Raw genomic sequence first — 13,410 nt, 5'->3', positions numbered from 1 at the left:
GCGCTTGAGGCGGCAAGCTTACTGGGGGATCGAGTTACGAAGCTCTATCTGTATGAACCGCCGTTCATTATTAATGACAGCCGCAAGCATGTGCCTGCTGACTATGTCCAACAATGGTAATCTGATTACCTTTTTTGGTAATCAGATGACAGGATACATAGCCGGTCTAGAAGTTAAGAAAATGTAAATGTATAATGTGAATGTAATATTTAGTAAAATATCTTAAAGATTGGAAGTGATTAGAAGACAGTTATTATCACAAAATTTAATTCAGGTATTGGAGTAAGTAGTAAAGTCGTGGTTTTTTAAGAAATTGCTGAAATTCATTATGAATCCAAAAAAAGGAGTGTTACACAATGAAAAAGAATTTTTCAAAATTAGTGGCTTCTGCAACTATCCTTTCAACTGCTTTATTAATTTCCGTTGCACCTGCGAGCGCTGCTACTACACTTTTTGCTGGAGATTCTAGTGCTGTTTCGGTAAATGCAGGTTTAAAATCCATAGGAATTACTCCATATGCAATCAAGGATACACTAACTTGGGATTTAACTGGTAATGTAGTGGACCCAAGCACAACTTATTCCGTAACAGTTGGATATCCAAATATTAAACTGTACGCAAAAAATACAGGATCAAAAGATTTTAGAATCGAAGTAAAGCACGATGCTAAGAATAAGGTTATTTTTGACAAAACCGTTGAAGCAGGTAAATCGGTTGAAGTAATCAATAATGATAGCAGTCCAACGGTTCCTTCAGGTAATTATACCGTGACTATTTACGGTGGGTCGGGTCTTCCAAAAGGACAAGTTGTTCTTAAAAGCTCTGACACTAAGTGGCAATAAAAAATAAGGACGACAGAAGCGATATGATCTTGCAATGCAGGTACAACATCCGTTGTATCTGCATTGTTTTTTTGCAAAAGCTTCACAGGATACCGTACTGAATCTGAATCAGCCATTTCATCAACGACAGAATGCAGACAGTGCGATCATGCCGTGCATATTAATAAGCTAGGCTGAAATCCAAGACTTGTTCAAAATAATACGAAAGGGGCTGCTAAGGCAGCTCCTTTCGTATTATTTTGCCAATAGTCCCCTTAAGCGCTGAACCGTTTCATAGTCTAATCCTCATGCCGCATTAACTTTGATAGGGGAGGGTACAGCACTTCCGTCATCGTTCTAGCGATAGAAGTCAACCAGATCGCCAAACAGCCGCTTGGTAAATTCAAGCTCGGCCTCGGTATATTTCCCCAAAAATTCGTTCATTCTCTGCGCTTCCTTATCATGAAGCTCGTCATGAAGTGCAAACAGCTTCTTTCCGACCGGCGTCAGCCGAAAATACACTTCTTTCTTATTGTCGTTGAGCTGGGCTTTTCGAACCCACCCTGCATTCAATAATTTATGAGTGACCTTAGAAGTGTTCCCTTTGCTTAAATTTAGCATGGCCGCGATGGAGGTAACGTTAATCGGCTCCTGTTCTCCGATGCATGCAATAGTGTGCAGTTCCGTCATGTTCAAGCTGAACTCCGCACCTATGATTTTTCGGATTTCCTCCAGATAAGATCCGGTTATCCGGGATTCGTACTGCTCTTTTTGCTGAAGAATTTGAATAAAACATTCATGAATTGCGGCTTTGTTTGTCTTGATTGCATCCATGATTTTGCTGGCACCTCGTTTTGTTTAGTTTGTTTATTATATCACAAATTATTTCCTGTGAAACAATATACTCTCTTGCAGGTTGACAGAAAGAAAAGAGGGGATTACACTATTATTGTTTCACTTGAAACTATAATTTAATTCTTAGGTGAAATAAACCGTTTGTTTTAGCTGATTTTCTTTTGTTCAATCGAAACTATAATTAGGATCGGAGGTTTTTATGAAGATGCGGCCCGGAGTAAATTTACGTTGTTTTGCTTTTGAACAGCCATTCGTTAGAGAAGAAGGAGTGCTCCTGTATGGAACTATTGAATCCGAAGACACTGACGGATAAAGTCACATCTGTCATATCCCATGTCGTTGTAACTACGGCCTCAAAGCTAGCCTTCATCTCAGGTCAAGTGGCGGTGGATGAAACAGGAAAACTAATGGGTTCCGGGAACTATCGCACACAAGCGATTCAAGCGTTCACCAATCTCAAGTATGCGTTGGACGCTGCCGGATCGGATCCGCTGCATATGGCTAAAATGAACATTTTTGTGGTCAATCACAGGCCGGAATTGGTCTCGGTCATATTTGACGCCGGGCTTCAGGTATTTGGAGCGAACTGGCCGAAGACGGCAAGTACATATATAGGCGTTCAATCACTGGCCGATCCTGCTTGGCTCATCGAAGTAGACGCTATCGTTACTTTCCCCTAATAGTTAAGAAAAGAGGTTATACGTATGGAACATGCCTATGAAGTTATTGTAATCGGCGGCGGGCCCGTCGGCATGATGCTGGCAGGAGAGTTGGCATTGGCCGGCATAAAGGTTTGCGTTGTGGAACGGTTAAAAGAAACGACTCCTTTCTCCCGCGCGCTTACCGTACATCCACGGACACTCGAAATATTGGATATGCGGGGCGTGAAGTCGAAGCTAATGAGTAAAGGACGCCCGCTGCCAAGGGGGCACTTCGCGGGACTGGACACTCCATTGAATTTTTCGGTGTTGGATTCGACCTCCAACTATACGCTTTTTCTACCGCAGAGTGAGACGGAGAAAGCGCTCGAAGAATGGGCTCTTGGCCTAGGCGCAGAGATCCGAAGAGAGGTTGAGGCACTATCTGTACATCAGGATGAGGATGGGGTCGATGTTCAACTTGCAGGCCCTGACGGAGAGACGGCGTTAAGAGCGCTTTATGTGGTCGGAACCGACGGGGCCAAAAGCTTGGTTCGCAAACAAGCCGGCATTTCTTTTGAAGGAACCGATGCGACCTTCACCGCTATTCTGGGCGATGCCGTTCTGGCCGAGCTGCCTTCCATGAGCGTTGTATCCCGAATTTCTGAAAAAGGTTTAACCAATGTCGTGCCGATCAATGAACATCTCTATCGGGTTTTGATCATTGATCCGGAACGTTCCCATGTATCTAAGAACGAACCTTTGACGTATGAAGAATTTCGGTCGTCGCTAATCCGCACGGCAGGAAGTGACTTTGGATTAACCGAGGCAAGATGGCTCTCCCGGTTCGGTAATGCGACACGGCAAGCGGGCCGCTACCGGAATAACCGATTGTTCTTGGCGGGAGACGCGGCGCACATTCATTTTCCGGCCGGCGGACAAGGAATGAATGTCGGTCTTCAAGAAGCGATGAATTTAGGTTGGAAGCTTGCCGGCGCCATTAAGGGCTGGGCTCCGGACTGGCTGCTGGACAGTTATCATACGGAACGCTTCCCATGGAATACGGCCTTGCTTCGAAATACCGAGGCCCAGACCTTGCTTTTGGATACGACACCTCCGATCCTGGAAATGCGAAGCATGTTGTCCAAGCTTCTCTGCATACCGGAGGCTAATTATCAAATCTCCGCACAGATTGCAGCAATTGATGTGCACTATGCGCCAGACGCCGAAGCACCGCCCCATCCACTAAACGGGAAGCGCGCTAAGGACATTACGCTAAGGCTGAAAGACGAACAACGGGTTAGCATGTACCAGCTTCTGCACAAAGGCACTTTTCTTCTCTTGCAACTTAATTGTGATAAACAAAATGAACACAATGAACAGAATTGGAAAGAGTATCGCAACCTTCAAGTTGTGTCTGCATCGTTGGATGTAACCGGCGACGATTGGAACGATGTCCACTCGGCACTCATCAGGCCGGATGGTCATATTGCCTGGGCGATATCCCGCTCAAATCCAAATCCAGGACAAACTATGAAGGAAGGGATGGCCCGCTGGTGCGGAAACGTTACTTCCCGGTTCTAAACAAAATAGCTTCCGCCTTAAGTAATAGGCGGAAGCTATTTCTATTCGATGAAGGTAAAAGCACGGAGCCTATAAGCTCAGCTTCTCGAACCGGACTTTAATGTCCTCAACCAGCAGCTTGGCCGCGATAATGCCGCCCGATGTATTCCACACCGCTTCATTGACATTAAAAGCCCGTTGTTTTTTTACAACGTTCAGATTTTGTCCGAGAGGGCTATTCAGCCATTCGTCCGCGGTTTTGGAGGCATCGGTTTCACCTTTGCGGTCGGAAGTGAAATAGAAGAACACATCGCCGTCAAGCACGTTCATTTGTTCCGTTGTAAGATCGTCGGTGAACTTATCTTTGTTTTGAGCCTCCGGGCGGGCAAAACCCAACTGTTCAAAGACGACGCCGGCAAAATTGTTTTTGTAGTAGACGCGCACTTTACCGGGTTGGAATCGGGCCAGCGAAACACGCATGTTCGTTTTATCGCCCAGGGCCGCTTTCGTTTGCTCAATGGCATTGTTGTAGCTATCGAGAGCCGCTTTTCCTTCGGCTTCTCTGTTTAGCGCCTTCGCATATAGTTCGAAGTTTTCAATCATGCTATCGCCGAGATTTTCCGTAAAGACGGTTGGCGCGATAGCGGAAAGCTGCGGATATATTTTTTCGTGGCGGACCTTGGTTCCTAAAATAAGATCCGGTTTCAGACTGGCAATAAGCTCCAGATTGGGCTGCGTCTCGTCGCCGATAACTTTGACGCCGTCCATTTTATCTTTGATATGATCAAACCAGGGCTCGCCAATCCACGACTTTACCGCAGCGACCGGTTTAATGCCAAGCTCCAATAAAGATTCGGTGCCCTGGTTCGTCAACACGACGACGCGCTGCGGCGTTCCGGTAACGGGCGTGTCGCCCATCGCATGTTTAATCATGCGGACCGGTGCTCCGCTGCTTTTCTCTTCCGGCGGCTGGGATGCGTTCGGTTTGGCGCAGGCTGCGACAAGTAAGGACATGAGGAGGAGGAGAGGCAGCGCCATCCATTTTTTTGATTTTCCCAACAGTAATACCCCTTTCGGTTTCCCTAATTTGTAAAAATGATTATCATTCTCAATAGAAGTTTACATACGACTCCCTTGATTTAAACGATGCGTCTCTCCATGAAAACAAACGTTACAGTTGTCACACGTGTGATCCTTGTTTACCTTAATATAAAACCTTTTGGGTTGCAATGCTTGTCGAGGAAATGGGAGTAAAAATAGACACTTAAGAGAATGTGTCACACTTTCAATGTTTACTTTACTTTGCGGATCGTAACAGGCAAGGGTGTCCGTTTAAGGCGGCAGGAAATCTGCCCGTTCGTTCGGGGACAACGAGAACGAGAGCATCGCGCCGCCCGAGTAGCCCAAGCGCGGCGCGATGTCGCGTGCCCATTTTTTTACCGGCAAATCTACGTATAAAACGGCTCTCCTTTGGAAACTTTTTCGCAGCAAGATGGTTTTTTGTACAAGCATTCCTGCTGCAAGTGTAACCTATGGTATAGTTGTATCGGTTACGAGAAAGCTTTTCATGTGGCGACGGTTGAATGAATAAGATCGGAATTTACACGATAAGAGGATGTGGCACACGTTGAACGCGCAGTCAGGTAAGCTTGCTCTACGATCGCAGGAATGGATTCAAACGGCTTTGTTTCAGCTTATGGAAAAAAAAGAGTACTCCCACATATCGATCACCGAGATCGCGGATAGGGCCGGGCTTGCACGGCAAACCGTTTATCGCAACTTTCAAGACAAGGACCTCATCCTGCTAAACTATTTGGACGGTTTTATGAAAGGGATGTGGCATGATGTTGGCGTGGGGATGAAGGCCACGTTCGACGAAGAGATGTTCGTCCTGCTGTTTCGCAATTGGCAGCGCAATGCCCCCGCCGCCTTAATCCATAGTATTTTGACCAAAGACCGCAAGATCAGGCAGCTCATTTATAAAAGCATTTGTGACTACTTCGACGAGCTGCTCGCGACCAGAAGAGGTGAGCCGGGCGGAAACGGGGAGGAAGCGCTTCATACACATGGGCTGTACGCCGGCAAATCGCTATCCTCCATCGTGCATATGATGCTGATCGAATGGACGCTGAACGATTTTCATCTGACACCGGAACAAATCGGACGTGTGGTTAGCGATTTGACCGCTTCGATCCGGGCGTACCTATAAAGCCGAAGCGGTCCTGCTCGCTAGGAAATGAGAGGCCCGCTCTTTGTCACCGAATAATGACCGGCCGGCGAATGCGGCGATGGGGGCACCGAATAAGCAAGTTCCCGCAGATGGGCGGTGTTTCCCTTTTTTTGACCCAAAAAAAGCAGGATCGGGGAGTGCCCCTATCCTGCTTTTTTTGCTTGTTATAGGTTACTACTGTACCAAATGATCCAAATCCGGCTGCAATTTGTTCCGCAAAGCATACAGCATAATGGCACCGACAAGGAACGCGACGGCATCCGCAATGACGAGCGACCAGACCACCCCGTGGAAGCCGTTCATCCGATTGGCGATATAGAGCACTGGAATGAGAGTAATTCCTTGAATCACCGACATAATAAACGCGGCGGTTCCTTGCGCTGTCGCTTGGAAGATTCCCGTAAACAACGTGGTCATTCCCGTAATGAACAAAGATAAGAACGTCACATGCAGAATGTAGCTGCCCATTTCAATCAATTGCGGGTCATTCGTAAATAAACCGATCAAGTGGCCGGAAATCAAATAGACGATGATGCCGAATACGACCGCTAATGCCAAAATTACTTTGATCGTAAATCCAATGGTATGTTTCATGCGTAATTTATTCGCCGTAAAAGAGAAGGCAATGAGCGGCACGACACCCTCGCATAACCCCATCAGAATAAACTCCGGAAATTGCAATAAACGTGATGAAATTCCGTAAGCCGCTACGGACTGATCCCCATATTCAACAAGAAAATGGTTAAAGATGAGCGACATGGCACCCAAAAAGATACTCATAATAAAGACGGGAACTCCGATTTTAATCACATTGCTCAGAATGTCCTTGGTAACCTTGAACCATTTTATGGAGACGGTTAAGAACTGGCTCTTAGATCTCATATGAAAGGCGTAGAATATACTCGCAGCCAAGTTAGAAACGACCGTAGCAGACGCAACGCCGATCACGTCCCAATGGAAGACGAAAATGACTAGCGCATCGAGAATAATATTTACGACAACACTGAGAATCATACCGATCATCGATGTCATTGCCGCCCCCTCCGAGCGCACGATATTCTCCAGCGTGAAGAATAAAACGACAAATGGTGAACCGATCAGCATAATCGTGACATAGTCTTTCGTGAATCCGAAAGAGTCTGGCGTTGCCCCCAGGCCATGAACGATTGAATCGATCAAGGGGAGGCCGGCGGCCATCACGATAAGACCCAGAACTAAACTGCTGTAAAAGGCGAATGAAGACACATGCTTTACATCCTCATATTTTTTCTCTCCCAGCAAACGGGAGATGAATGTACCGCTGCCGATGCCAATCAAGTTGCCTAGCGCCATAATGGCTGCAAATAACGGCAAAGTTAGTGCGAGTGCGGTTAACATGGCCGTATTGCCCAGTGTACCGAGGAAATAGGCGTTCAAGATGGAATAGATGACACTCATTGACGTGCCTAGCATCATCGGTACAGCGAAATGGGCTACGGCTTTTGCGATCGGTGCTTTTTCAAAGTAATGGAGGTTCTCTGCATCCATGTAGGTCACTACTTTCTTTATATAATTTGGAATACGACCATCTAACACTGTAAGGTTGAACCTTACAGTGTTAGATGATATCATGAACTTATAAACCTGTAAAGCATAAACTTACACTGTTAGATAAAAGGGCGGATACCGATGAAAAAGCAGCAGCCTCAGATTTCGGAGGATAAGATTTTGGAAACCTCCTGGGAACTTCTAGGAGAAGGTGGCATCGAGAAATTCAGCATGAGACGATTGGCCGACCGGCTTGGGATCCAGGCTCCCTCTCTGTACTGGTATTTCAAGAGCAAGCAGGATCTGTACCAGCGTCTGGCCAATCAGGTATCGAAATTGATCCTGGAGGAGTTCCGCTCCGAGGGGGATTGGAAGGAGCAGTTGACGGGACTTGCGGTAACGGTACGGAGTGTGCTCAGCCGGTATCCTTGCTCCACACAGCTCATGATGATGACGCTACCCCACGAACCGGATATCATCCGGTTCACCAACCGTATGCTGCTCTGCGTGGAGTCAACGCCGCTTGACCAAGAGCAGAAGATGCAAGTCATTCTCACCCTTGTGAACTACGTCTACTATTTCGTTCTGGACGATTATCAGCATCAACGCAACGTTACCGCTATCCTGAAGGACCAGAAGGAGCTTCCGGTCGGGGAAATGGACCGTCTTCTGGACTCCATGAGCGAGACGGATGCGGGACTGTTCCGGAGAATGTTCACGAACGGGCTGTTCGAACTGATGGGGACTGACAAGGCGTTCGAGTTTGGCCTTAGGCTGATTCTGCTCGGGATTGAGCAGGTGATCAAGGAGCAGGAGAAGTAGGATGCAAAAACGCTCATCCGGTTATCGGAATGAGCGTTTTCAATATGGTTTATAATCTTTTGCCCTCTGTAAACGGGGGATCAAAGAAAGGGCCGTTCCGCAAACTTTTATGAAGCCAGTTTAGCTGGTTACATACGTCCTCTTATATAAAACGGGTATGGCCGCCGCTATAAGGATCATCCCCATAAAAGCGGGTGCGGCATGACCAAGTGATACATAGATTTGACCTCCAATGACAGGCCCGACCATTCTTGCCAAAGCCTGAATAGATTGGCTGCCTCCTTGAATCCTTCCTTGTTCACTGGAATCGACAGACTTGGAGAGCATCCCGTTGAATGAAGGCCCAAAGATCGAATCGCCAAACCCAAACATAAACATACCCGCGATTAGAAGAGGATAGAAGGAGAACAAAGCAGACAGCGCAATAAGACTGTAGCCTATAATCTCCGAAACCATTCCAAGAATCGCTATCTGTTTATCAGTAAGCTTTCTCAACAGCTTCGGCATGATGAAACCTTGTGAAATGATATCTTGGACGCCCATGATTGAGAACATAAGTCCGATCAGTGCGGGTTTCCAGTTGAACGTATCCATTGTGAATTGTGAAAAAACGGCCTGTAAAGATCCGTTAGGTACCCAAAGCAAGAACGCTGAGACAAGCAGCCTTCTTAAGTTTTTCATGGAAAGCAGGCTTGCAAGCTGTGTAAATGGATTCAGTCTTCCAAAGGTAATCTCTTTCAGTCTATTCTTCGCCTTAAGACTCTCAGGCATAAAAAAGAATCCATAAACAACATTCAATAAAGTTATGACGGCTCCAAAATACATCGGTACAGAATAACCGAACTTGGCAAGTAATCCGCCTACAGTCGGGCCGATGACGGTGCCTACGCCTACGATCGCGCTTAGCCAGCCAAAGTATTTGGTTCTCTGTTCCGGAGGAATGATATCGGCAAAATAGGCGAAGATCGTGCCAATACTCCCGCCTGTTATACCTTCTATGATGCGCCCGGCAAATAGTACCCATAGAGCTCCGCCTATGCCAAAAACGAAGTATCCGACTGCGGAACCCAAGAGGCATATCAAGAGCAATGGACGACGGCCATATTTGTCGCTCAAAGCTCCAAGTACGGGGGCTGCAAAAAACACGCACAAGGCATAAACAGAGGTCAGCAGCGTAACAACTATAGCTTGTTCTCCCGGATTGCTTATATAAGGCTGCACTAAGAACGGGACGACAGGTGTGATAATACTGAAGCCTATTCCGCAAAGAGATACAGAGATAAGACCGAATAGTAAAGCGTGTTTATCTATGGTTTGTTCTGGGTCCTGTTCATGGTGTGATCTGAATTTGAACATGACATTCTCCTCTCAAAACTCGTTGTTTTGATTCCTCGGAAACAAACTTATCGTATTACATTTTTGTTTCCGCGTCAACAAAATAAAAGCCATAAAAAGGCAGCCCGCTCTAGATAGAGCCCGGCTGCCTGTGATTTCATTTTCATGATTCAAAATTTTATTCCGACTCAATACTTATACCACGTTTCTTAATTTCAGCATCCAAATGTCTGCTGTACGTTTCCACAAAGCTAAGCATACTGTCAAATTGCTCATCGGTTATCTGTTCGAATACCGCTTTATCCCGCTCTTGAAACTCTTTGTGCAGGTCCTCATGAATGGTATAAATGACTTTCCCTTTCTCAGTAAGCCTAAAATAAATTTCTTTCTTGTTATCCGGCTTCCGGTAGCTTTCGATAAGGCCTTTTTTTAAGAGCTGCTTAGTTATTTTACTGATGGCACCGCGAGTCATATAAAAGGACTCCGCAAGTTTTGTCACGTTGGAATCCACATTTTTTTCAATGTATTCGATGCAGTGTACTTCAGAAGGCTTATACCCCTTAAGACTGTTTTCCATCTTCCCCTTATTAAGCCAAACCAGCTTGTTAAATAAGTCCCTGAAACCCGTTAGGACCTGTTCTTCTTTGTTCATGGCCTGTCCTCCAACCCGTTGCGCATTAACACTAGTATATTCAAATTTTTGTTTCTATTTCAACAATATTAAACAATTATTTGAGGGATAGAGGTTTACGTCAAAAAAGAGCCAAAAGTTTCCGGAGTTGGAGTACAGACCGTCCGGGCTATGCGAGTGGCATCGTAGATGGAACATTCAGGCCAGATGCTTTCTTGATAAGTTATGAGAATAATGGATTGCATCTGTAGAAAGGATTGGGGAACAACCAGAGAGTAAGTGCAATACCAGTCAAGTCTGAAATGTCAGGGGAGGGAGGGGAGAGATAGATCAATGTACCAGGCAACGCAGAAAAAGAAAGCTACCGACAGTCTGGAGCGGCCTTTAGAGGCCGCTCAGTAGTTAAGATCGCCGTATTTCTGCTAGGCAGCAGAGGACGTCTCGGAATACCTATACTAATTCCAGTCCGTCCCCCAGTAACCTTTAAACACCTGGTAGAATAAGTAGTTCCCCCCGCCAACGGTCGGAAGCAGCTTTGAATCGATGGCATGCGGCGTATATTTGTACATCGCCCACGTTCCATAGTTTTTGACCCAAATATAATTTTTATAGATAACCCCATTGGAAGTGACAGTCTTATTGTAATTAATTTCTTTCACAAGGACCGGGTAATTTGTAGACGGAGCCTCGAACCACAAATCTTTAAATAATTGCGTCCCCTTTTCGATCTGTACGTCAAAGCCGCTTGTTCCCAAAAGATCTCCGCCGTCCGTGGCTCCGTATCCGAGAGCATAATAAAATCTGCGGCTGGAGCTGCTGACACTATCCGGCGGGGCAGAGATCAGGGACGATTCTTTCTGCAAGGAGGCAATGACTACTTTGGGATTCATTCTTGATTTTACGGCCGCATTATAAATCGCCTCGGATGGGAGCACCGTTTTGTCAATTTCGATCACGCTTCCGTCAGCTTTTTTCCTCCAAATTTGAACAGCATCTTTAAGAATCGAATTTTTTCCCTCAAAAAAGGATTGAATTTCAGTCTGCTTTAAGGATTCAAAGTTAATGAACGGATCGCTGCCACTTTTACACGGACAGGATTTCGGGACCAAGTCATTCAAGAGAATGTTGTTGACCTTATAATCTTCGTACTGAGTAAGGCTCTGATCTGTAAATCCCAATGACTCGTTTTTCTTCCAATTATCGATTTTGCTCTTCTCTTCAAGCAACTGCTCGTTCAGGGGACGAATTTTTGCTTTTTTATTTTTTTCGGAGAGATTCCGTCGCGACTTTTCGATTCCATTCTGGTATTCAACCACTTCGACGAAGTTTCCCTTATCCACATATTTTTGTTTCCCGCCCTTGTTGTCGGCCGACTCCTGCATGTTTCCGTTTTTCTCGTACGTATAAGTCACTTCTAGACCGTCAGAGTGGAATTCGCGTTCAATTTTTCCGCCTTCGTTGTAAAGCAGAATGTTGACCTTATGATCCGGATTGACTGCTAGGCTGCGCAGTTCATTTATGCTGGATAGGGACTTATCTTTCGCCTGAACGCCCGGTGCCGCAGGAAAAACTCCCAGCGCAATCAGCAGCGCCAGAGATGCGCCGAAAATTATTTTTTTATTCATACAGGTTACCTCCGTATACCTATAGATTCACAGCTGCTTCGTGCTTCGTTACAAGTCCCCGGCTTACCGGAACGGATTCGGAAACTTGGAGCGCGAGGCGAAACGCTCCGAGACGCTGTTTCCGGTCCCCAACTGGCCGCTAGCATTGCTGCCCCAAGACCACAGCGTGCCGTCTGCTTTAAGAGCGTGTGAATGAGTTCCTCCGGCGTCAATGGCGATTACATCGGTCAGTGGCAGTGCCGAAGTATCGATCACTTGAACGGGTACCTTTGCGTTCTGCTTAGTACCATCGCCGACTTCACCGTTCGTGTTTTGTCCCCACGCCCAGACGGTGCCATCGGTTTTGAGCACAAGCGTCTGCGTATCGCCGGCATCGATATCGGCTACGTTAGAGATGTTGATAAATGTCGGCGAGAGCCTGGTAGTGGTCGTGCCGTCGCCCAATTTGCCCGAAGTATTTGAACCTGAGCCGTACAGGAAACCGTCCGCCAGAACATAGATGCGGTCAGAACCGACGGCAAAATCCTGGACGTTATCGAGCGGATAACGAACGGGGAGGAGCTGATCCGCCTTGTCGCCTTGCCCGAGGGCACCGTAAGCTCCGTTGCCCCAGACCCAAAGGGAACCGTCGCTGCTCAAGGCGGCACCGAAATCATCGCCGGCGTCAATAGCTACGATATCAGAGATTCCCAATACTTGCAGGGGCTTGAGTGAGTAATCTTTCGTGCCGATCCCTAGTTGTCCGTCGCTGTTTTTGCCGTATGCCCACACGGTCCCGTCTTGTTTCAACGCGAGCGTAAAGTTATTTCCCGCTCTTACTTCCTTCACATTGTTAAGGAACACATTTTGAACAGGAGGATTGGAGACGCCTGTCTTCAGACCGGTGCCCGTCTCTCCGTAAGTTGCGCTTCCCCAAGACCATATTGTGCCATCTTTTCTTAATAACACACTGTGGCTCAGTCCGGCGTCAACCATGGCGATATCTGTCCCTACGCTTTGAACGGGAACCGTCTGATTGCTGGTAGATCCGGTATAACCCAATTTTCCGCTGGCGTTGCTGCCTGCGGCATAAAAAGCGGAGCCGTCGGATTTGACCAAAAATGTTGTGGATTCGCCGGCTGAGAGTAATGAATCATACACATTTATCGCTGCACTTGCAGGAATTGGAGAAGAGGCAAGCGTCAAGACAGAAATCAATGCGGCAGTATGCATACGATTTTTGGCGATTACGTTCCAGAAACGTTTTTTAAATGTGTTCAACACGATACACCACCCATCTCAAATTTTTGAAAGAGATTCCATGTTCCGAAACGGCTGTAACCGATTGATTACCATAGACCAGCTCCTCTCCGTCTTGTAGGCG

12 protein-coding genes and 1 pseudogene are annotated in these 13,410 nt (G+C 46.6%); 5 read left to right on the top strand and 8 right to left on the bottom strand.

All coding sequences use genetic code 11. The features are described 5' to 3' along the window. Positions 1-356 precede the first annotated feature (356 nt). Positions 357-842 (top strand): hypothetical protein, encoded by a 486-nt coding sequence (locus KVT34_RS10725; protein WP_254634770.1) that lies wholly within the window; start codon positions 357-359, stop codon positions 840-842. A gap of 336 nt (positions 843-1,178) precedes the next feature. On the opposite strand, the gene KVT34_RS10720 is transcribed toward KVT34_RS10725, so the two are convergent. Then, positions 1,179-1,655 (bottom strand): MarR family transcriptional regulator, encoded by a 477-nt coding sequence (locus KVT34_RS10720; RefSeq protein ID WP_217558607.1) that lies wholly within the window; start codon positions 1,653-1,655, stop codon positions 1,179-1,181. A 299-nt stretch (positions 1,656-1,954) separates the two neighbouring features. On the opposite strand from KVT34_RS10720, the gene KVT34_RS10715 reads away from it, so the two are divergent. Both KVT34_RS10715 and KVT34_RS10710 read left to right on the top strand, forming a co-directional pair. Continuing rightward, positions 1,955-2,356, top strand: coding sequence for a RidA family protein (locus KVT34_RS10715; protein ID WP_217558606.1), 402 nt, complete (start codon positions 1,955-1,957; stop codon positions 2,354-2,356). 24 nt (positions 2,357-2,380) lie between these two features. After that, the gene (locus tag KVT34_RS10710; RefSeq protein WP_217558605.1) at positions 2,381-3,898 is read left to right on the top strand and encodes a monooxygenase; all 1,518 of its coding nucleotides are present in this window, start codon (positions 2,381-2,383) and stop codon (positions 3,896-3,898) included. A 69-nt stretch (positions 3,899-3,967) separates the two neighbouring features. Here KVT34_RS10710 and KVT34_RS10705 read toward each other — a convergent pair whose 3' ends face one another. After that, positions 3,968-4,915: an ABC transporter substrate-binding protein gene (locus KVT34_RS10705; protein WP_217559264.1), complete on the bottom strand. Its 948-nt coding sequence runs from the start codon at positions 4,913-4,915 to the stop codon at positions 3,968-3,970. Positions 4,916-5,174: 259 nt separating this feature from the next. Then, positions 5,175-5,315: pseudogene (locus KVT34_RS10700) on the bottom strand (diadenylate cyclase); the annotation flags it as partial. 189 nt (positions 5,316-5,504) lie between these two features. Between KVT34_RS10700 and KVT34_RS10695 the strand changes: the two are divergent. Then, positions 5,505-6,086: a TetR/AcrR family transcriptional regulator gene (locus KVT34_RS10695; RefSeq protein ID WP_217558602.1), complete on the top strand. Its 582-nt coding sequence runs from the start codon at positions 5,505-5,507 to the stop codon at positions 6,084-6,086. A 195-nt stretch (positions 6,087-6,281) separates the two neighbouring features. Here KVT34_RS10695 and KVT34_RS10690 read toward each other — a convergent pair whose 3' ends face one another. Continuing rightward, positions 6,282-7,634, bottom strand: coding sequence for an MATE family efflux transporter (locus tag KVT34_RS10690; protein WP_217558601.1), 1,353 nt, complete (start codon positions 7,632-7,634; stop codon positions 6,282-6,284). A 141-nt stretch (positions 7,635-7,775) separates the two neighbouring features. Here KVT34_RS10690 and KVT34_RS10685 point away from each other — a divergent pair, with 141 nt between their 5' ends. Further along, positions 7,776-8,456, top strand: coding sequence for a TetR/AcrR family transcriptional regulator (locus KVT34_RS10685; RefSeq protein WP_217558600.1), 681 nt, complete (start codon positions 7,776-7,778; stop codon positions 8,454-8,456). Positions 8,457-8,576: 120 nt separating this feature from the next. Here KVT34_RS10685 and KVT34_RS10680 read toward each other — a convergent pair whose 3' ends face one another. The 4 genes from KVT34_RS10680 to KVT34_RS10665 form a co-directional block, all read right to left on the bottom strand. After that, complete coding sequence (locus tag KVT34_RS10680) at positions 8,577-9,812, bottom strand: MFS transporter (protein ID WP_217558599.1); 1,236 nt, start codon at positions 9,810-9,812, stop codon at positions 8,577-8,579. Positions 9,813-9,969: 157 nt separating this feature from the next. Next, the gene (locus KVT34_RS10675) at positions 9,970-10,443 is read right to left on the bottom strand and encodes a MarR family transcriptional regulator (protein ID WP_217558598.1); all 474 of its coding nucleotides are present in this window, start codon (positions 10,441-10,443) and stop codon (positions 9,970-9,972) included. Positions 10,444-10,877: 434 nt separating this feature from the next. Continuing rightward, positions 10,878-12,047: a hypothetical protein gene (locus KVT34_RS10670; RefSeq protein ID WP_217558597.1), complete on the bottom strand. Its 1,170-nt coding sequence runs from the start codon at positions 12,045-12,047 to the stop codon at positions 10,878-10,880. Between the two features lie 63 nt (positions 12,048-12,110). After that, positions 12,111-13,307: an RCC1 domain-containing protein gene (locus KVT34_RS10665; protein WP_254634769.1), complete on the bottom strand. Its 1,197-nt coding sequence runs from the start codon at positions 13,305-13,307 to the stop codon at positions 12,111-12,113. Positions 13,308-13,410 lie beyond the last annotated feature (103 nt).

This window comes from Paenibacillus sp. GbtcB18 (assembly GCF_019091125.1).
GTDB lineage: Bacteria > Bacillota > Bacilli > Paenibacillales > NBRC-103111 > Paenibacillus_F > Paenibacillus_F chitinolyticus.
This window is presented reverse-complemented; position numbering and strand designations above follow the sequence as displayed.

Coding starts and splice junctions, on each gene's coding strand:
- KVT34_RS10725 (WP_254634770.1), top strand. CDS start 357: ATGAAAAAGAATTTTTCAAAATTAGTGGCTTCTGCAACTATCCTTTCA.
- KVT34_RS10720 (WP_217558607.1), bottom strand. CDS start 1,655: ATGGATGCAATCAAGACAAACAAAGCCGCAATTCATGAATGTTTTATT.
- KVT34_RS10715 (WP_217558606.1), top strand. CDS start 1,955: ATGGAACTATTGAATCCGAAGACACTGACGGATAAAGTCACATCTGTC.
- KVT34_RS10710 (WP_217558605.1), top strand. CDS start 2,381: ATGGAACATGCCTATGAAGTTATTGTAATCGGCGGCGGGCCCGTCGGC.
- KVT34_RS10705 (WP_217559264.1), bottom strand. CDS start 4,915: ATGGCGCTGCCTCTCCTCCTCCTCATGTCCTTACTTGTCGCAGCCTGC.
- KVT34_RS10690 (WP_217558601.1), bottom strand. CDS start 7,634: ATGGATGCAGAGAACCTCCATTACTTTGAAAAAGCACCGATCGCAAAA.
- KVT34_RS10685 (WP_217558600.1), top strand. CDS start 7,776: ATGAAAAAGCAGCAGCCTCAGATTTCGGAGGATAAGATTTTGGAAACC.
- KVT34_RS10680 (WP_217558599.1), bottom strand. CDS start 9,812: ATGTTCAAATTCAGATCACACCATGAACAGGACCCAGAACAAACCATA.
- KVT34_RS10675 (WP_217558598.1), bottom strand. CDS start 10,443: ATGAACAAAGAAGAACAGGTCCTAACGGGTTTCAGGGACTTATTTAAC.
- KVT34_RS10670 (WP_217558597.1), bottom strand. CDS start 12,047: ATGAATAAAAAAATAATTTTCGGCGCATCTCTGGCGCTGCTGATTGCG.